Here is a 21,111-nt window from a genome sequence, read left to right on the forward strand (position 1 = left end):
GATCAGTTATCTCAGGGGGCTTTTTATTATGAATGATTTCGGCTATTTAGATCTTGGAATAGATTTCTCCAAAGTCAAAAACATTATTCTAGTGAATAAACCAGCCGATCTTCGTAAAGGGATTGATGGTTATGCTTCTATCATTCAGGGAATTTATCACCTAGATCCAACGGATGGTTCTTTGTATCTTTTTACTAACCGAACCAAAGATAAAATGAAAGGAATCCTCCATGATGGCAATGGTTACTGGTTGGTCTATAAACGTCTAGCTAGATCTCATTTAAAATGGCCTTTTACTGAAATAAATCAATATCAAACAATCAGCTCATCACAGTTACAAGCTCTACTATCCGGAATGACAATTGTGCCAGACCCTCAATTTTTACCTCAAAAACCAAAATACATTTAACCCAGCAGGCCACTCTGCTGGGTTTTTGACAAGAACTATATACATATGAAAAAACACATATTTAACATACTTAAATTTAATATAATATCTTATTAAGTTTCATATTATGCATAAATAAGATATAATACAGTTATGGTAAGAATAGATCCTGAAATTAAACAAAAAATCCGAACTAACATAGCGACTCAGATTCGTGAACAAACAAAAGACATGGACAAAAACGATGTCGTGAATTTACTTATTGATACAGTCTGCGAATCTCAAGGCAGAAAAGAGCTCAATAATTATCTCCAAAACGCTCTTTTTGCCGCAAAAACTGAAAACATTCAACTCAGACTCTTTGACTTAGATACCTTAGAACCAACTGATTTGGAAAAAGACACAATCGAATTCTTGAACGAAAAACGTGAAGCCTGTGAGATTACTGAAGAACAGTATCGCGAAGTTTTAGCTAAAGTCCAAAATCATCGAAAAAAGTTGGACAACCAATTAAACGATCTGAAAAAGCTAGATGCCGTTAAGAAAAACAAACCAAGAAAAGACTGCAGAAACCACGAACCCGATATCATCGATGTTATTCAACTCGATGAAAACACTCTCTGCCCATTCTGTGGCAGAAAGATGTCCCATTTAGATTATTCGGAAAAAACCGTTATTGAATACCAACCAGCTCAATACCTAATCAGAAAAATCAAACTGGAAAAAAAGGTTTGTCCGGCAGGATGTACAGATGAAAACGGAAAATCGATGATCATCAAAGCTCAACCGAAAGAACCAGATCTCATTGACAAGAGCATTGCCACAACTTCTCTTGTTGCCGGACTCGCTTATGAAAAATTCATGATGGGCACACCGTTATACCGCCTTGAAAAGGACGCCTCTGCTTTGGGAGTAGATCTGTCTAGACAGACAATGAGTAATATTTTACAGACGTGCTATGAACAATATCTAATCCCCATCTGCGAACAGATCAATCAGGATCTAGTGAAGCAAAATGTCATCCATATGGATGAAACACCGCTACAGTGTCTTGCCTTAAAAGACCGATCGACTTCCTATATGATCTGTGGAGTTAGTGGAGAATATGCACAACAACAAATGGTTCTTTACCAGTTCAATGAAAGTCGAAAAAAAGAATTTATCATAAGTATGCTTGGGACAGATTTTACCGGCGCACTCATGACAGATGGACTGCAAGGCTACAGATCCTATCCAGGATGCACAAAACTATCTTGTTTGGCACATGCAAGACGGTACTTTTATGATGCCGTTAACTGTAGGGATGATTATGCCCAATTGAAAAAGATTTTGAATGCGTATAAAAATTCCGATGATATTCCGGAAAAAGCTCAAGCCTTCCTTCAAGAACATGAGTCTTTAAATCGTTTAGTTGCCATTTTAAAACAAATCGCAGAACTGTATCAAATCGAGAATGACTTTTCTGATTGTTCAACTGAACAGAGAACACAGGCCAGAAAAAAGCTAAGCAATCCTCGTTTTGAAAAGTTAGTGCAAGAAGTTGAAATTGTAGCAGAAGGATTCGAAGAGAAAACGAAAGCTCATAAAGCTGCAACATACTTCTTGGAGCGTAAAGAAGAATTAGCGAGATACATAGAAAATGGCATTTATCCGATCGATAATAATTTAGCTGAAAGAAAAATAAAGAGTTTCGTGATCGCAAGAAAGAATTTCTTGTTCTCGAATAGTGTCAGCGGAGCAGAATCGGCTGCTGGGTATATGACACTGCTAGAATCAGCTAAAATGAATGGATTAAACCCATTCATGTACCTAGAACACGTTTTGAATACATTGAAGTATTACAAAGAAGAGCAAATTCCACAGAAAGTAGTGGAAGAGTTAGTTCCATACTCTAAAAATCTTCCTGAAAACTTATATCTTCAGTCAAATAATTAAGGCGCTGTATTCTGTTTAGCTACAAACAGAATACAGCGCCTTTTATTCTAATAACACACGTCATTCATTTGACGCTTACGAAATAGTTAGACACGGCAGGATAAAGGAAAATCCCAGCGCCAATCATGAAGATCATGATTGGCACTAGGATGTTCAAACGTTTCGGTTGTTTTGTTTGTTTTTCCTGTTTATGCATACATTATTTATGTTCTTTTGTTCTCGTTGCGACAAGATAGATTACCGCAAAAGCCATTAAAAGAATTCCGCCAACGGTAAACACCAACGTTCCCATACCACCGGTATTTGGTAATTCAAAATTCGCTTTATTCGAGTTCACCACTTTAAAGCGCAATGTATTTCCTGAAATCTTGGGTTCATTTCCATCAGTCGTTGGAACAATGCTCGATTCAACCTTACCTTCATTTAAAGTCCCATCAGGTTGTGTGTCGGTTAAGGTTACTTTGATTGTCGGATCTTTAGGAAGAACCATTCCATTTGCTGGTTTAATTTCCGTCAACGTATAGCTTCCAGTATCTAATCCTTTTAATACAAGCTCACCTTTGCTATTCACTTCTAATGTTTTCGTTGTATTTTGATCATTTGCGCTAGCAAGGGTATAAATTCCTTCACCATTTTTCACAAAGTTTAGTTCTGCTTGATTGTCTTTTAATGTAAACTGCGCTCCAGCCAGTTGAGTCTTTTGATCTTCAGCAACTTTTGTAACGTCTAATGCATACGTAAAAACAACTTCAGTATCTGTTAGTTCTCCATTTGCACCCTCTACATAAGGATCTTTGGCAAAGGTGTATTTAGCGGTATTTTTTAATGCGTCTACTTCTGGGGCATTACCATTCACAGTTGCAGTATAAGCGACATAAATTGTAGAAACATTCGCTTGAACCAAAGTGTCATAAGTTAAATTGATCGTTACTGTTTGTCCTTCAACTTTTTTATCCACACCTTGTGTTACTTCATTTTGTAAAGCTTCATCTGAATAAACTTTTATATCTGTTGCTGCAGGTAAAGTTAAGCCCACTCCAGCAATATCTTGAATGATTAATGTCTTATTGGTTGCATCTTGGGGATAAGTTGGAATAGCGGCTTTTAATACATAATTGACTGTATCGCCAATCCCCACTGTTTTCATATCGACTAACGCTTGATCTTTAGCATTGATGAATTTATCAAATGTCAAGGTCGAGCCTTTTAAATTTACGGTATAAGTGCCATCTTGTCCTGGTGTTAAAATGCCATCATTAGCTTTTACTTCCAGTTTCCAAGCTTTCGTTTGATCATCAAAGGTTGGGGCAACAACAATCGTGGTTGGCAAATATACATTTGATGATTGGTTTGCTTTTCCAACAATCAAATATTCCCCCATTCCTAATTGACTAGAGGCAGTTGTCGTTTTTGTGACTCCCGTAATCGTTCCCGTTTCAAGTGCTGCAGCGAGTTGTTGGAAAAAGCCTTGAAATGCTTCGGGATTGCCTTTTTGGACACTAAAGGATTCGCTAACCACATTGTTGCCTTCAACATATCCTTTATAGCTGTCCTTTCCTTGAATCCATGTTGCGACATTGGCATCCCATGTATATAGCGGATTTTGGGGTTGATCACTTGTAAAATCATAATTCACATCGATGATTTTATAGATATCAACCGTATCGCCCGGTTCAACTTGCACATTGACCGTAACTTTCTCCTCTTGGCCAATGGCATGTACACTCGTGAAACTCAATGACAACGCACAGAACATCGCCATCAATATCGCAAATAGTTGATTAAATTTAATTTTATTGAATATGGTCTCCATTTTATTAATATCCTCTTTTCGTTCCGCGTTTTAAACACGTTGTTCTTACATCAAAAATTGATATTTTCGTTGGATTGTCTATTTTGTAACTCTCCTTTTCTGACTGATGATCCACAAAACAACCGCAAAAAACATTAAGGCTGTTCCCCAAATCATAAAGGACGTATTACCTTGATCTCCCGTTAGTGGCAATTCATGCGGCTTATAGTTATAGAGATAGTTTTTCCCCTCTTTAAATTCGACTGCTGGCGGATTGCCGATACTTTGTCCAAACGCAAATTGTTGATCTTGATTTTCTTGGATCGTCCATTGTCCTTGCGCAAGGATATAGCCTGGCGCTGTTTTCAATTCGACTAAGCGGTATTTTTTCCCTTCCACTAAATTCGATAACGTCACTTTTCCTTGTGCATCAGAACTGAAAGTCCCTACTTTCTTCCAACAAGGCTGCGGATCGATCAAATCTCCTGTTTTGAGATCAACTTTCAACAATTGATCATGATGCGTGTCATTATGGTTTGGATCTTGACAATCGAATTCATATAGGCCAAATAAAACATCTTGTAAAGGATTGCCCTCTTTATTGACTTTGATGAATTCAAAATGGGTATAGGTATTGATAAAAGTAATCTCACTGTTTTTAAATTTGTGATCTTCTGTTTTCTCAACCATTCCAGAAATCGTATTCGCATTCATTTGCGATTGGGTATCGCTTTTGACTTTTGTCGTAAATTGACCCGATGTCGTTTCTGCAATCGTATATTGAATGCCTAATGGCAAGTTAATGATCGCCACTTTTTGTAAGACGTTTTGACCTTGCTCATTCCATCCCGCTTGTAACTCAACACTCGCTTTTCCTTCAGAATCAAATTGGATCGATTTTCCTGTTTCAACTACTGGATTTTGACCCTCAGTTTTAGTGGTGATTGTGATTGGATAAGTTCCCGAAACTGGTGTTTGATTGGGGCCATAGGACAGTTGCACATCAAATGTATAGGGCTGAACTTTTGCCGTATGTTGAACATCTTCAACGATTTTTTCAATCGACAATGGATTGGTTTGCTCGTTTTCCACAATGACCGTCACCGTATTCGAGAATAAATTTGTGATTTCTTTATTACCCAAATTTTCTATAGACGAGTGATCAGGCGCTTCTATGCCATGATTTTCTAGGCATTGATAAATGTTGAGCTTAGACCATCCAGTATCGGTTTGAATTTGGATTTCTCGATTGGGATTGTCTTCAGTTTCAATTGCCCCATATTGCAAGACGCGATCATCGGCATTGTATTCTAAATGCATTTCTTTCGGCGATCCGCCAAGCTTTGCATGGGTAAAGTCTAATTGTTCAGAATCTGTGATCTCCATATTCGCTCGAATGGAACTGAGTGTTTTATTGATTTCATCCTCTGTCGCAAATTGGGACATCGATTTTAAAACGCCACCGACACCTCTTGCGACAACAATTCCGTCTTGTTCTTTCCCCGCATTCGCATATACGCCTTGTGAATTCACAATAATTTTCGTTGCATGAGGATTGCGAATATAGCCATCTGGTGCCCGATCTTCGATCAAATAGTATGTTCCTTCTTTTAGAATTGTATTTTTGGATCCAGATGGAAAACTGCCGACATTTTCGATCACACCATCCTGTTGAATCGTGATCGTATCATAGGCGATGGCAGGATCTATCGGTTGAATCACTCCGTTTTCTTCTTTCACTTGATCTTGTGTATATAAGGAGAACTGCGCATCCACTAATAGATTTCCATTTTCATCTGTCTTTTGGACATATAGTGTATTTTTTATATTGGGGACAAGGATATGAGTCGCAAAAAAACGACCAAAGTTTTGTCCATTGCTCTGAGCTAAAGCTGCATCTGAATCCAAACGCCATGTGTTTGTGTGATCGACGCCATCAATCGTTGGTGATGAGGAATAATAATAACCTAACGCATATTCTGTTTTATCTTTTTGATCATTCGGTAACATGGAATAATAAGTTTGAACATCACCTGGTAAATCATCAATTTCAACCGCCATTACACCATTGGCTGATAATGAGAAAATTTGTGATTGATACCCTTGATCGATTTGTTTTTTAAATGCCAAAACAACATCTTCTAATACATTTCCTGGTGTTTGAATCATATGCCAACCGTGCTCTCGATCCCCATAGATTGGAACCCATGCACTTGGATCATCATAGGATTTATCTTGATGCACCCGCTTTTGTAAAACCGCAAAAACAATTCCATTTTTTTGTTCTTCTAGCGTTACCGGTTTTCCTTTTTGATCTGCCGTATAAATATAAGCTGTCGTTGGGATTTCCGTTCTCACTTTTGGTGAAGCATAAACACCTGTTGACCATGGATCTTCGTTAACTAAAGTGACTCCCTTAGTTTCACTATTCTCCACCAGTTTTAATGGCACATTGACTTGGCCACGATAACCATCCGGGATTTTCGTTTCGCGAAGGGTCAATTCTCTAAAACCATCTTCATATAGCTCTTTTAAAGATAAAATTTTATTTTCATGACCCACTCTTGCATCCATCAAAATAAATGTTCCATCATGATTCGTTGTTCCTTTGGCCAGTAATGTATCTTTCTGTTCTTGTCCTTTACCAGACCAGAGTTCAAATTCTGCACCTGGAACAGCTTGGCCGATTTGGTCTTGTTTGATAATGCTACTTTCAGGAACTTCTAACAAATTGTATTTCAATTGCATATTCGAAGCCCCTTTACCTCTTTCTAAATAAAAGAAATCTAGAGTGTGATAAGAATTATTTTCAAATGTATATTGGCCATTTCCTGCTTCGACCCACTTTATTGTTTTATTCGCTCGGCCATAACAATCTTTCAGTGTAGTTTTGACTTCTTCTTCGCGACTTCCATCAGCTTGTTTAGAAAAGACAACAACATTGCCTGTCGCAAAGTCAATTTCTAATGAAATTGCATCATGAATTCCACCCACATCGCCAACTAATACGCCATCAATAAACACCCAAACATCGTCATCCCCAGAAAATTCATATGTCACTGGCGTAGTCTGATTAGAATCGGTATATCCTCCATTTTCATGGATAAAGCGCGTCGACATGTGCACACCAAAATGATAAGTTATATTCTCATCTGTAGTGGTATTTTCTAATTTGCCATCTTTTTCCTCAAAAATAGATTTGGTTTCACCATTTTTCGTCTTGTAGATTGCTGGATTAAATGGGAAAAATTGCCCTTGTCCATTTGCGGAAACTCCTGAAAATTTGACATTTCTAGGCGTATCATAAACTTTAAAGCGATTGCCATATCCATTTTCTGTTTTTTCTAATGTTGCATAGTTTTGTTTACTGTTGTAATAGAAATATCCTTGTTGATCGACTTGTAATAATCCTTGCGCGCCGCGAACACCCGGATAAGTTCCATCAAATAATGGAGCTAAGGAAGTTTCTTGTGTAATTCCTGTTGTCGTCAAACCTTCAAGATTTGGATTTCCATTTGCCAATAAATGCGGATAGCCATCATCCAAAGTCGGTTGAACAAGATTTTGCATTGCTCGTTTTTGATTCAGAGGACGATCCCCTTTTTCCCCTAGGATTCCGGTCCATTTATTGGCGTCGATCGAACCTCCCCCACCATTAAATTCAAATTGTCCGACTTTCAAATTATCTGGATAGTTGAACAAATCAATCGTTGTTCCTCTTGGCGAAACGGTTGTTTTCAATTCATGTGCTTGTAATTGTTCTTCCGTAATCGTTGCTTGCTCAAATTGCACGAGAACTTCAATTGGTTTTGTCAAATCATATCCTTCTGACAAAGAATCTGTTGGGATATTTAAAACAATTTTATATTCCCCTTCATATTGACTTTGACCAAATGCAGATAAATCCCACCATAAAGGATCAATCGCAATCTTATGTTCTTGACCATTGAAGACGATCGCTAGCTGGATGGGCAGTTCATTCAATAGCTGATCTTGACTGAGTGGTGCTTCTTGCGTTGCCTTTGTTTGATATTTCCATACACCTTTTTCATCTTGAACAAGATTGGATCCATCAAAATAGATTCCATCTTCTTTAAGAACTTTATCCTCTAAATTTTCATCTTTCGTAATCTGCACAACTACTGCAATTTCCGATTGATCTTCATATCCCTCTGGTAAAGATCCTGTTGGGATATTTAAAGCGATTCGATATTCCCCTTCAAATTGACTTGAACCAAATGCGGATAAATCCCACCACGAAGGATCAATCGCAATATTATGTTCTTGACCATTTAAGACGATCGTGACTTGGACGGGCAATTCATCCAATAATTGTTCTTTGAATAAAGGTTCTTCTTCACTTGCCAAAAATGGATAGCGCCACGTTCCAATCCCCTCTTGGATAAGATGAGTCCCTTCTAAATAAATTCCATCTTCTTTTGTGATCGGATCGATTGGATCTCCTTGTGGATCTTCTTGTCTCATTTGGACAAACACTTCGACTTTTGATTCTTGTGCATATCCTTCTGGCAAATATTCTGTTGGAATATTTAAAACAATTTTATATTCGCCTTCATATTGACTTGGCCCAAATAAAGAAAGATCCCACCAAGAAGGATCTAGATCTATCACTTGTTCTTGACCATTCAAAACAATCGTGACTTGTACAGGCAGTTCATCTAATAATTGTTCTTGAATTAATGGTGCTTCTTGGCTGGCACTAGCTTGATATCGCCATATTCCAAACTCATCTTTGACAATTGGCGAGGGCTCTAAAAAAGATGGCGGATCAAAATAGATTCCATCTTCTCTTTGTTCTTGATCGTTTTGTCGTTCTTTGTTGAAAGTACGAATCGATTGCAGCCAATTGGAGTGTTCTGTTTTTGAATGGTTGTCCTCTGTCAAAACATATTGCTCACGTTCTTTGGCCATAAGTGGACTTGTATCCATGGATAATGAAGAAATTCCCATAATGGCTGAGATTAAAATCGCAAATGTTTTTTTTGATTTTCCTTTCATAAAATCCCTTTCTTATACCAATATCTGAGCCTCAATTTGATTCATTTATTCAACCAGTAAGATTCATCTATTTATCAAATGAGGATTCGTTTTATTTTTTCAAAAGTGCCACTAGATTTTTTGTTAACCCAGTGCTGTAAACACACGTGATCTTATTTATTATTTTGTCTTTTTTTCGTGTATCGCGTTTTTTCTGGAATTTTCGCGTATTCAATGTAACCCCTATCAAAAAATTTTGTCAATCCATCGATTTTGTTTAATAAAAAATTAATTCTTTATTGTTTTCTTATCCAAAACCGAAACAATATTATGCATCGGGCAATTATGGTCTATGTTCACAACGTTTTTTGCTTTATATATCCAAAATCCCTCACTTTTCCCTTTTTGTAAGATCGTTTGAGTGTTGGCATTAAACAATAAATAATTCAAATTGCAGTCGATTTTCATTTTTGTTTTTGCCATATTGTCCAAGAAGTTTGTTGATTTGGGATAATGATCTTTTTCAAACTTAGCCTTTTATAGGAACATTCTTTCCATCACGAGCACTAAAATCGTGTCGATCGATTTAAAAATAAGTAAACAAAAAGCGAGTTGCATCAATCTTTCATCGATTGACTTGCAACTCGCTTTTAAGTCTTTCTCTATCGTTTGATAAATCGTTATTCTGCCGCAATTAAATTGTCTGCTAATTGTTCTAATGCTGGAAGATCAGAATCTTTAAGTAAAGCTTTAATTGTTACAACAGGTTCTACATATTGAAGATTTGCGCAAGGTTCTAAAATCTTTTTCATTGCGTTTGCGGCAGTTGGTGCCCAAGATCCATTTTGGATCATCGCAATTGTACGTTTTTGGAACGCTTTGTGCGTTAAAAGTGTCAATAATCTTTCCATTGGTGGGAATACACCAGCGTCATAGGAGCTAGCTAACAATAATACTTTTGGATAAACAAAGCATTGTGCAACTGCTTCATGAATATCGCAACGTGTAATATCCATTAATTTTACGGTTTGTCCTTTTGCTTCTAAAATTTCAACCATTTTATGCGCTACAACATTTGTATGTCCGTGAATGGATGCAACTAAAACAAGAATGCCGTCTTTTTCTGGACGATAAGAGCTCCAAGTGTCATATAAGCTAATGTAATGACCTAAGTTGTCTTTTAATAAAGGACCATGTGTTGCTGCGATCGTCTGAATATCTAAGTTAGCGGCTTTTTTCAATAAAGTTTGAACTGGGTTGCCGTATTTTCCAACAATATTTAAGAAATAACGACGAGCTTCTTCTTCCCATGGTTCATCGGCATCACGTGTACCGAATTTTCCGAAAGCATCTGCAGAATAGAGCACTTTATCTTTATCGTCATAAGTCACGATAACTTCTGGCCAGTGTACCATTGGTGCTTGAACGAAGTGTAATAAGCGATCTCCTAAATCTAATGTGTCGCCTTCTTTAACTGTTAAGCGTTTTTCTGGTGCAATTGTGCTAACCGCAAAATTTTCCATCATCTGCCAAGCTTTAGCGCTGCATACAACAGTCGCTTCTGGGTGAGCATTTAAAATAACATCAATACTTCCAGAATGATCTGGTTCAAGGTGTTGAATTAATAAGTAGTTTAAAGGTTGGCCATTTAAAACTTCTTCAACATTTTCTAACCATTCTTGCGCTTTGCGTTTATCAACAGTGTCGACTAATAAGTTAACACCTGTTTCACTTTGAATGAGATAAGAATTATAAGCAATTCCGTGTGGGACTTTGTATTGAGATTCGAATAGATCGATATCGTAATCATCGCATCCAACGGAGTATGCTGTATTTGAAACTTTTTCCATTTGAGTTCCCTTCCTTGCCCTTTATTTATGAGCAATCCTATTTTAATCGATCATGATGTAAAAAACTATCTAGAGACATCACTTCTTACACTCAAAATACAGAAAAATCGATTTCATCTAAACATAATAAAAAGGACCTGTTTCCAGGTCCTTGCTTTGGTAAATGGAGCAGGTGATGAGAATCGAACTCACGTAGTCAGCTTGGAAGGCTGAAGTTCTACCATTGAACTACACCTGCAAGTGGTGGAGAGAGGCAGATTCGAACTGCCGAACCCTAAGGAACTGAGTTACAGTCAGCCGCGTTTAGCCACTTCGCTATCTCTCCATAACACGATGGTGGAGGCTAACGGGCTCGAACCGCTGACCCTCTGCTTGTAAGGCAGATGCTCTCCCAACTGAGCTAAGCCTCCATCGCTTGATTGCTTGATTAGTATAACCAATTCGTTTCAGCTTGTCAAACACTTTTTTAAAGTTTTTTTTCGACCGCTTTTTGAAGTTGGTTAGACTTGAAGGTTCTTTGTGAAGCACTCGAACCTCGCTCGGTTATAATGCACTATTTCTAACTCAAATGCAAGTACTTCTAATAATTTTTTTATCTTTTTTTCAATTTTTTGATTTTTGGAATTTCCCACTGTTTTCCATTGCCTATCTCAATGTGGGGACTGTAATCAGTATTTGTCTAAATGTAGGGCAAATATGGCAATTATTTACCTATTATTATAGAATAAGAACTCGTATAAAGACGATACTTCAAAAATTGAATTCAAATATACAAATCTTTGTTCAATACAAAACACAAGAAGAAACGAGGTTTTATGATGGATATTCGTTCTTTAAGCATCGAACAATATGATGCGTTTTTAAAACAAACTCAAATGGCTTATAACTTTATGCAGTCTACTGAATTTGTTCGCTACACCTCCAAACAAGATCACGTCAAAATTTTTGGTGGTTTTCAAAACGACGAACTTTTGATTGCGACTTATGTTATTTTACGTCCAGCTTTACGCTTGTTTAAATACGGAACAAGCCCAAGAGAATGGATTGTGAAAACGCCAAATTTATTTTGCGATGAATCATTCATCCAAGAATTTGCTCAAGGCGTTGCTAAGCAGCTCAAAAAAGAACATGCGATCGTTTGGATGGTCGAAAGTAATACGGAATATCAACAACACGATCAAAACGGAAACGCGGTTGAAGGATCATTCTGTAATGAAGACTATCGTCAAATGTTAAAACGCTGTGGATTTGGTTTATCGCCATTATGGATTGGCTATGACGAAGCTAGACAATCCCGTTGGGTTTCTTGGATTGATCTCCAAAAAAATCTTCCCCAATTCTCTCAAGGCTTTGCCCTTCCTTTACAAAACGGTCTTGAAGAATATAGTTGGGAAGATTTACTGAAAGAAATGGCCGGTAATACCCGCCGTTCTTTCCAGAAAACAGATTTACCTTATATCGTCACTATTCGAAAAAATGGCAATGACGATGTGAACCTTGATGAATTTGAAGCATTATTAGAATGCAGTGCCGAAAAACATAACTTCGGTTCTGGGGCTAAAGATCATCGCCTGAACATTTTGAAATCGTTTGGTGATCATGGTTATTTATCCACTGCTTATTTAGATGTCGAAGAATATGATCGATTCCTGCAACAAAAAGAAATCGAATTCTCCACACAAGAAGCCGAAGCTTTAGCAGTTTGCGAAAAAATGCCAAACTCGAAGAAAAAGCGTAATCGCCTGTTAGAAATCCAGGAACAAAAAACACATAACGAAAAAGAAATCGTTGCTTTACAACAATTAAAACAAGAAGATTCACGCAAAATGATTCCTCTTGCTTCCGGAATTTATCTCGAAACGCCATCCGAGATGGTTTATCTCTTTGGTGGCAGTGATCCTCGTCTTGCTCGTTATATGGGGCCTTATGCAAATCAAAAAGAAATGATTCGTTTAGCTCTCGATCATAAGCTACAACGTTATAACTTTTGGGGCATTAGTGGGCATTTCAAACCTGAAGAAGATGGTTATGGCGTCTTCTTCTTTAAGAAAAATCTTGGTGCAACAGTCGGTGAATATTGTGGCGAATTTTATTGGATCATCAACTCCCCAATCGCTAAATTCTTCTTAAAACGTGTACGCCCTGATTTAAACCAAGCATAGATCTATCCTATTTTGTGGTTAAAAGCTTTCCTTTTTGAAAGAGGAAAGCTTTTTATTTGTCTTGTGTTTTGTTTTATCTTCTGCCAATTTGAAATTTATGCAAATTCCTTTATTCTTTAGGAATGAAAACGATTCAACAACAAATCCACAGTGCGATCGACACCCTTCATTTTAAATTGGCGATCACCCTGTTAAACACCATTCCCCAAGATCAAAAAGATGCTGAAGATTGGATGAACGAAGGCAATTGTTATGCCGCTTGTTATGAGTGGACAAAGGCAAAAGAAGACTATTTTCAAGCCCTAGCGACAAATCCTTCTCCAGCGCAAAAGAAAAAAATTCACCTGCGTCTCGTTTCTCTTTTTACCCATACTGGTGATTTCAAACAAGCCAACAAATGGTATCAAGAAGTCCTTTCAAACGATGATCCTAACCAATTCGATGCAAACCAACTCTACTCCGGTGCCATCCTTGACTATGAGAGTGGTAATCTGCAAGGGGCGCTTGCGCTTGTCGATCAACTTGCCCATTCTCCAGCCATTTTTTCTAATCGAATCCGCTGCGAGGCGTGGACTCTTTGTGGTGATCTCTATAGCGCATTAGGCGAATTTCAACCCGCTGTTGACGCCTATTACAAGTCATTGGAATTCATCAAAGATTATCCTGTAAACTGGCAAAATTTGAGAAAAGCTCTCGTTTTGAATAATCTTGCGGATATTTATGAACAGTTTGAACTCTATGATCAAGCCGAACAAATTTATCAACAAGCATGGGAGGCCATGATGCTTGTTGATGATCTTGATATTTTTGATTTAGATGGTTATCGATTAGAAATTCTCGTTTCAATGGCCAATTTCTATACGTTAATCGATGAAACTCAACAAGCCAAAAACTGTTTAGATCAAGCAAATATTTATGTTCGACAAATCGAAATGCCACGTGCTTTATATTGGCAAAGTCGCATCCACTATATCGATGGCTTAGCCGAGCTTTATACAGAAAACCCAAAATACAATCCCTTTGAAAAAATCTTTGCCGCATGGCAAGAACAAAGCGAATATTTAACCTATTGTCCGGCTGCTTCAAAAGAATATTTAGCAAGGGCCGCTTATTATGCTGCTTATTGTTATGACGAAAATCTAGCGTCTAACATCACGCAAGAAGAACTTTACTTACAAGCTCTTTTTGAATTTAAACGTTGTTCCTTCAAAGATCCGAAGTTTTTCCTATTCTGTATTGCTTCGATTGAAAATGAGCTAGGCAACATTGAACATGTGCAAAACACAAACAAAGCCGAACAATTCTATGGACAAGCCATCACTGATTTTGAACACTATTTAAAACGCTGGCCTGAAGATCAACTCGCTTATATTTCTTTAACTACCGCTTACTTAAATTATTTGGGTGTGGCATCTTTAGAACAATTATCTTTGCAAGGTGGGCACTTGCTTGATCGTTTCATGGAAATTCTCGCTCATTTATATGACGATGAACAAATGCAAGACCAAGCCATTCTCGCTGCTCAAAGAGTTCTCGATATCGAATCTCTCTACCCTACCTTTATCAACAAGCTAGAACAAATCCATCACTTGTATTGCGAGCAACCTTTTCAATAGGTTGCTTTTTTCTGACATACTAAACCTACAAAAAATGGCAGAACCCTAGGCAAATCACCCTAAGTTGCTGCTAAAGACATTCATCAATAGGTTAAAACATTTCGATTTTTATCTTTTACTTAAAGTTCTTTCGACAAGAATGCCACATACATTAAGGAACTTTTGATACTAACCATCAACTTTTTCAACCACTCCGACTTCTTCAAGCCGGAGCGGTTCATAATCTTTGCAAAACAAAACACAAATGTAATCTTGATTTTCATTTTGCCAAGCAGAAAAAAAAGATGCCTAGTGTGTTTTTTAAACTAGACATCTTCAAATAGCTTGATGAATATCATCTCAATTTGTTTTTTATTTCCTACCACAAGCGCTCGTGCATTCTATGCGTTTCGTTTCTTATAAAAGGCAGGTCATTTAAAGCCGTCGATTTAGCTCCTGATGAGGTGACTTTTTCTAAAGACGACTCTTGTTCAATTTGCTTTTGATTAACACTCCATCATAATATTGACGATTTCTTTATCCGTTTCGCGCATTCCTTCACGACCTAATCGAGATACGTTACGAATTGTGTTTTCTACACCTTTTTTAACAATCCCATCGCCACCGCGGAATTCTTGGCCATTCAAATACATGTGATATCCCAAAATTCCCGCTTCCACACTAGAGGCAATTTTTGCGGCACAACTTGGTTTAGCTCCATCACAAATAATTCCCGATACACTTGCGAGTGCGTTGACGAGTGTGTGGGCAATTCCTTCATTATCCGCATCGTGTAAATAAGCAATTCCACATCCTGCTGCGCAACCAGCACTGACTGCACCACAATAAGCGGAAAGACGACCAATGCCACTCTTTTCATGAATTGCGATTAAGTTCGATAACGTTAAAGCACGATAAAGTTTTTCTTGGGAACAATTCAATTCTTTAGCGTATTCAATTACAGGAATCGATACGGTCATTCCTTGGTTTCCTGATCCAGAGTTAATGATCACTGGTTTTTCACAACCACTCATTCGCGCATCCGAACCCGCTGCTGCTTTTGCAATCGCCCGATTACGAACGTCATTGCCATAATATTTCAGCATCGTTGATCCAACGTTTGCGCCCCATTCATGGCTTAATCCTTCTTGAGAAATTTCTGTATTATATTTGATCTGACGATCGAGAACGTCTTTGACATCTTGAATATCACAAGTATTTGCGAACTCATAAATATCATCGACAGTTAATAAACTTCGATCGGTTAAACCTTCTTCTGTATGATCATGAACAGCTGGCTGATTGATCGTTTCCGTATGATCAAGGAGTACTTCTCCATTTTTTTCAATGTATACGATATTTGTATGATATTGGGCAATGCGCACCACTGCTGATTCAGCACCATATCCCAGGCGAATAACAATATCAAAAATCATTCCTTGATCAATTGGTTCAACACAAATCTCCATACGGTTTAGAAATTCAGTGATGTCTTGTTTTTGTTTTGCACTAACTTGTGAAATAACTTCTAATGCTTTATCCGCTTGACCGGCCACAATTCCGGCTGCCGCTGCCGATTGAATTCCCTTCATTCCACCTGTGTTAGGGACAATTACACTCTTTACGTTTTTAATGATGTTGTAGCTGACGCCGATTTTCACTGAATCAGGTTCTTTTCCGAGTACCTCACGGGCTTTTGCGGCTGCATAAGCAATGGCGATTGGCTCCGTACATCCCATTGCGGGAATGAGTTCTTCTTTTAAAATTTGACAATATGCCTGATAAAGTTTGCTCGTCTTATCCATGTCACTATTCCTTCCTTTTCTCTTTCCTTTTTCAGTATGGATCTATGCTTATTTTATTCTAAAGCAATTCGATCTTTATGGTCTTGTCGTTTTTTTTGTTCGATGTTCAAAGACGGATCTTGCCTATAATCCAATTTATTTCCATCATCTTTGATTTTTCACCAAAACTGTATTTATACCATAAACATATGATACCGTTGTCATAATACGATGTACATCTATCTCGTAAAACTTCTCTTTTCCACTCAAAAGAGAAACATTTATTAGGATGAAAATAACAAAGAATCTGATTAGACAAATCGTGTTTCAAGATCTATTTCCCTATTTCTATTTGTTTTTATTGATCGTTGGCCACTTTTTAGTTTTGTCATTGTAGAATAGTTTTTGTTTTTAAAGATTTGAATCCACTCAAATTAAAGGAGTTGAAATCATGAGTAAGGCATATGACTTTTTAAAAGAATGCGGATCTTTTTTCGTCTTAACAATCAATGACGATTTTCCCGCAGGAAGACCTTTTGGGGCGATCATGGAACATGAGGGCAAATTATATATCGCCACAAACCCAAATAATAAAGTGCATCAACAATTAAGAGACCACGGAAACATGCAAATTCTTGCCAAAAAAGAAGGAACACGCCAATGGTTAAGAATTACAGGTCATGCTCGTGAATGTACTGACTTAGACATGAAACAAAGAATGATGGATGCCTGTCCTGTTCTTGTTAAACATTATCAATCTGCCGATGATCCTAAATTATTACTTTTCGCAATTGAAGTATTAGAAACTGAATTCCACTAATCAAATTCAGAACATTTACTTACTGCAATCTTGCTTTGCAACAGCATTGTGATCATTTCCCTTTTTGTTCACACTCTCTATCCTTGAAAACGAGTGGCACAAAAAGGGATTTTTTTAATCATGAAATTCAATATGACCAATCCCCAATCAAACAGCAAAAAGGCTTTGCGTCAGTTTTTTCAAAGCCTTTTTTGATTGAAATGATTATTCGTATTTCTTTCCAACGATATAAGTGATGACGAGTAATGCCGCTAAAAGAATTAAAATTGTAGGATATTTAATGTTCTCCCACATTTCAAATCCGCCAATTAAAAAACTCACATAACAAATCGCCGGATATACAATTGCTGTTGTTAATGTAAATACTCGAAACACGATTAGTACATATCCCCAATTTGCATTATTAAAAGACAATCCCGGCATATGAATTCTAAAAATTCCTTGGGATACAAAATCAATTTTGTTTGTATCGTAAAATTTCGGTAATAAATCTTTTGCGAAAATACAAAGCCAGCCGGCAAACAACAACATCAATACAGATAGACATAAACTATCTCCCATTTTTTCTATCGAAATTTGCGAAACTGTTAATAATATCGTTTCAGCAATCACAACACCAAGGGAGATCAAAAAGGCAAATATCCAATTCTTTTTTCGTTGGCGAAGTGTATCTTGTAACGACAAATCTAATGAGTTTACAACGAGCGTTTCAACCACATCACTTTGTAATGGCTGGTTTTCTTTGAATCTTTCTCCTTGTAAAAGTTCCGTTACACTAATGCCCAATACCTCGGCAAGAGGAATCAGTAAAGTCACATTAGGCATACTATTTCCCCTCTCCCATTTACTTACCGTTTTATCAGACACGAACAATTTATCTGCTAAGTCCTTTTGGGTCATCTGCTTTTCCTTTCGCACTTCTGCCAAAAATCGTCCGAATTTTTCATTGTTGATTGAATCCATGTGTGCCACCTCCTAGTTTTGTTTTATCGATTTATCACGAAGTAAACAATCTACTAACGGTAGAGTTACTCTATTTTTCGCTATCTCTCCATTTTCAAACAATCCCCATCCCGTAAAACGTCAAAAAATGGGCAGTTTTCCTCTTTGGGACTGCCCGTTGATTTATATATGATGTATTTTTACTCAATTCATCTATGCATAACCTTTTAAAAATCTGACAGGTCAATAGCTGGAGAAATATCACCTTTCTTGAAGTTACTCACTGCACGATCCATATCTGATAGAGTTTTAGCCGAAATTCCTTCTGGCACAACGAGTTGTCGAAGTTCCAAAATAATACAACCATTTTCGTATTCTTTTACATTATAGTATTGATAAGCAGCACCTCTAAGCGTAATTCTTTTTTTATTATCCAAATGGGCAACATAATCTTTCATTGCTTCCATAACCAACACCTCCTACTCAAGTGTTTATGTGGGATTTCCCACTCTTTTAGATTAAAAAATGCTTTTCTATCTCTTATGTCAATCCTAACTTCTTATGTATTCCAAAATTCTCTTATTTCGTATGCCGCTTATTTATCGATAATTACACCTGGCACTTTACCTTTTCAGCCATATAACCTTCATATCGCCTTTTTACAAATGAAAAAAGCACCTCTCAGATTAACTCTAAGAAGTGCTCTTATTATCATGAATATTCATCCTTGAACTGATGAATCTATTTTGATCTAGTACAGTTTTGCGCCTGCTGGGATTTTGTCATCAACCATTAAAAGGTTTAAACCTTCGCGTCCATTTTCTTCATGAACAGCGGAGATCAACATACCTTCAGATTCGATACCCATCATTTTTCTTGGTGGTAAGTTCACAATCGCAATGCAAGTTTTACCGACTAATTGTTCTGGTTCGTAGTATTCGTGAATTCCACTTAAGATGACACGGTCTTTACGTTCACCATCATCTAATGTGAACTTGAGTAACTTGCTAGATTTTGGTACAGCTTCACAAGCTAAAATTTTCACCGCACGGTAATCGGATTTTGTGAATGTTTCAAAATCGATCATTTCTTCAAAGATTGGTTCGATTTTTACATTTGAGAAATCGATATTTGCTGGTGCTGCTTCAACAGTTTCTGCTGGTGCTGCAACTTCTTTTTTAGGTTCAGCTTTCTTTTTCGTACCATCTAAAGTTTTCATTGTTGGGAACAATAAAACTTCACGGATGGAGCTTTGATCTGTCATGAACATCACGAAACGGTCGATTCCTAATCCGACACCACCCGTTGGTGGAAGACCATATTCAAGTGCTTCAACGTAATCGATATCCATATCGTTTGCTTCGTCGTCACCTAATTCACGAAGTGCTAACTGATTTTCGAAACGTTCTTTTTGGTCGATTGGATCGTTCAATTCGGAGAATGCGTTGGCATATTCTTTTCCTTTAATGAACAATTCATAACGGTCTGTATAACGTGCGTCATCTTTGTTTTTCTTCGCTAATGGTGAAATTTCTACTGGGTAATGGTAAACGAAAGTTGGTTGTTCTAATGTATCTTCTACATATTTTTCGAAGAACAGATCGAGGATGTGACCCACAGAGTTGTGTTTCTTTTCTACTTCGATTTCATGTTCTAAAGCAAGTTTCTTCGCTTCTTCGTAGTCTGTAATTGCATCGAAATCGATACCTGTTTGTTCTTTTACCGCATCAGCCATTTTTACACGACGGAAAGGTTTAGATAAATCGATTTCTGTTCCTTGGTAAGTGATTTGTAGCGTGTTGTGTACTTCACTTGCAACATAACGGAATAATCCTTCGATTAAATCCATCATGCCTTCTAGATCAGAATAAGCTACATAAGCTTCTACTGTTGTAAATTCTGGGTTATGTGTTTGGTCCATTCCTTCGTTACGGAATAAACGGCCAATTTCATAAACCCCTTCAAGTCCACCAACAATTAAGCGTTTTAAGTTCAACTCAGTCGCAATACGTAAATACATATCGATATTTAATGTATTGTGGTGCGTAATGAATGGTTGTGCAGCTGCTCCCCCAAGAATTGTATTCAATACTGGTGTTTCAACTTCAATTAAACCTTGTTGATCTAAATAACGTTGAATGGCGCGGATAATACGTGGACGTGTGATCGCAATACGACGAGATTCATCGTTCATGATCAAGTCAACATAACGACGACGGAAACGTTCTTCCACGTCTGTTAAACCATGGAATTTTTCTGGTAATGGACGTAACGCTTTCGTTAAGTGAGTGTATTTTAAAGCACGAATTGCGATATCTCCGTGATCTGTTTTCATCAAAGTTCCTTCGATCCCTACGATATCTCCAATATCATTTTTCTTGAATAATTCGTAAACTTCTTCCCCAACTGTATCTTTACGTACGTAAATCTGAATTCTGCCTTCTAAATCTTGGATGTGCATGAATCCCGCTTTTCCCATACGACGTTTGGTCATAATGCGTCCTGCTACCTTAACAGGAACTTGCATCTCTTCTAGTTCTTCTTTAGTTTTGTCACCATAAACAGGTAAAATATCCCCTGTCTTATGTGTTCGATGGTAAGCTTGTCCAAATGGATCAATTCCCATCTCGATCAAGTCTTGCATTTTCTGACGTCTAACGCGTTCTTGTTCAGTCAATTTTGGCTGTTTATTGTTCGACATGACATTCCTTTCTTGGCGCCAAGCGCATGTATTCAAAAAAATCTTTCCTTTATGTATAGACGTATGAATGGAAAGATTTATTTTTCAAGTGTCTATCTGTATAAGAATATTGAGTTTTATTCACGGTGTCAAACAATCGTAAAC

At 37.4% G+C, this 21,111-nt stretch carries 12 protein-coding genes and 3 tRNA genes; 5 read left to right on the top strand and 10 right to left on the bottom strand.

Annotation, left to right across the window (positions count from 1 at the left end; all coding sequences use genetic code 11):
• The first annotated feature begins 28 nt into the window (after positions 1-28).
• Positions 29-409: an IS66 family insertion sequence element accessory protein TnpB gene (gene tnpB, locus ALLST_RS10440; RefSeq protein WP_019891920.1), complete on the top strand. Its 381-nt coding sequence runs from the start codon at positions 29-31 to the stop codon at positions 407-409.
• A gap of 132 nt (positions 410-541) precedes the next feature.
• Entirely contained in the window at positions 542-2,323 is a 1,782-nt protein-coding gene (tnpC, locus tag ALLST_RS0107085; protein WP_019891921.1) for an IS66 family transposase, read from the top strand.
• 199 nt (positions 2,324-2,522) lie between these two features.
• On the opposite strand, the gene ALLST_RS0107095 is transcribed toward tnpC, so the two are convergent.
• From ALLST_RS0107095 to ALLST_RS0107125, 6 genes are all read right to left on the bottom strand, one after another.
• On the bottom strand, positions 2,523-4,136 hold the full coding sequence (locus ALLST_RS0107095) for an isopeptide-forming domain-containing fimbrial protein (RefSeq protein ID WP_019893441.1): 1,614 nt from the start codon (positions 4,134-4,136) through the stop codon (positions 2,523-2,525).
• Between the two features lie 78 nt (positions 4,137-4,214).
• On the bottom strand, positions 4,215-9,134 hold the full coding sequence (locus tag ALLST_RS0107100) for a SpaA isopeptide-forming pilin-related protein (protein ID WP_019893442.1): 4,920 nt from the start codon (positions 9,132-9,134) through the stop codon (positions 4,215-4,217).
• A 659-nt stretch (positions 9,135-9,793) separates the two neighbouring features.
• Positions 9,794-10,963 (bottom strand): FprA family A-type flavoprotein, encoded by a 1,170-nt coding sequence (locus tag ALLST_RS0107110; RefSeq protein WP_019893444.1) that lies wholly within the window; start codon positions 10,961-10,963, stop codon positions 9,794-9,796.
• Between the two features lie 164 nt (positions 10,964-11,127).
• Positions 11,128-11,201 (bottom strand) — tRNA-Gly (locus tag ALLST_RS0107115).
• A 3-nt stretch (positions 11,202-11,204) separates the two neighbouring features.
• A tRNA-Tyr gene (locus ALLST_RS0107120) sits at positions 11,205-11,288 on the bottom strand.
• Positions 11,289-11,297: 9 nt separating this feature from the next.
• Positions 11,298-11,373 (bottom strand) — tRNA-Val (locus tag ALLST_RS0107125).
• Between the two features lie 405 nt (positions 11,374-11,778).
• Here ALLST_RS0107125 and ALLST_RS0107130 point away from each other — a divergent pair.
• Positions 11,779-13,125 (top strand): peptidoglycan bridge formation glycyltransferase FemA/FemB family protein, encoded by a 1,347-nt coding sequence (locus ALLST_RS0107130; RefSeq protein ID WP_019893445.1) that lies wholly within the window; start codon positions 11,779-11,781, stop codon positions 13,123-13,125.
• Positions 13,126-13,247: 122 nt separating this feature from the next.
• A complete protein-coding gene (locus tag ALLST_RS0107135; RefSeq protein ID WP_019893446.1) occupies positions 13,248-14,741 on the top strand; it encodes a tetratricopeptide repeat protein in 1,494 nt (497 codons plus the stop codon).
• Positions 14,742-15,226: 485 nt separating this feature from the next.
• Here the strand turns inward: ALLST_RS0107135 and ALLST_RS0107140 are convergent, their stop codons facing one another.
• On the bottom strand, positions 15,227-16,525 hold the full coding sequence (locus ALLST_RS0107140) for an L-cysteine desulfidase family protein (RefSeq protein ID WP_019893447.1): 1,299 nt from the start codon (positions 16,523-16,525) through the stop codon (positions 15,227-15,229).
• A 430-nt stretch (positions 16,526-16,955) separates the two neighbouring features.
• Here ALLST_RS0107140 and ALLST_RS0107145 point away from each other — a divergent pair, with 430 nt between their 5' ends.
• Positions 16,956-17,324: a pyridoxamine 5'-phosphate oxidase family protein gene (locus tag ALLST_RS0107145; protein ID WP_019893448.1), complete on the top strand. Its 369-nt coding sequence runs from the start codon at positions 16,956-16,958 to the stop codon at positions 17,322-17,324.
• Between the two features lie 204 nt (positions 17,325-17,528).
• On the opposite strand, the gene ALLST_RS0107150 is transcribed toward ALLST_RS0107145, so the two are convergent.
• The 3 genes from ALLST_RS0107150 to lysS form a co-directional block, all read right to left on the bottom strand.
• On the bottom strand, positions 17,529-18,287 hold the full coding sequence (locus ALLST_RS0107150; protein ID WP_019893449.1) for a type II toxin-antitoxin system RelB family anti-toxin: 759 nt from the start codon (positions 18,285-18,287) through the stop codon (positions 17,529-17,531).
• 206 nt (positions 18,288-18,493) lie between these two features.
• Positions 18,494-18,733: a hypothetical protein gene (locus ALLST_RS0107155; RefSeq protein WP_019893450.1), complete on the bottom strand. Its 240-nt coding sequence runs from the start codon at positions 18,731-18,733 to the stop codon at positions 18,494-18,496.
• 284 nt (positions 18,734-19,017) lie between these two features.
• Positions 19,018-20,967 carry a lysine--tRNA ligase gene (gene lysS / locus ALLST_RS0107160; RefSeq protein ID WP_019893451.1) on the bottom strand — a complete coding sequence of 650 codons (1,950 nt, stop codon included), beginning with the start codon at positions 20,965-20,967 and terminating at the stop codon, positions 19,018-19,020.
• Between the last annotated feature and the right edge of the window lie 144 nt (positions 20,968-21,111).

Source organism: Allobaculum stercoricanis DSM 13633 (assembly GCF_000384195.1).
GTDB lineage: Bacteria > Bacillota_I > Bacilli_A > Erysipelotrichales > Erysipelotrichaceae > Allobaculum > Allobaculum stercoricanis.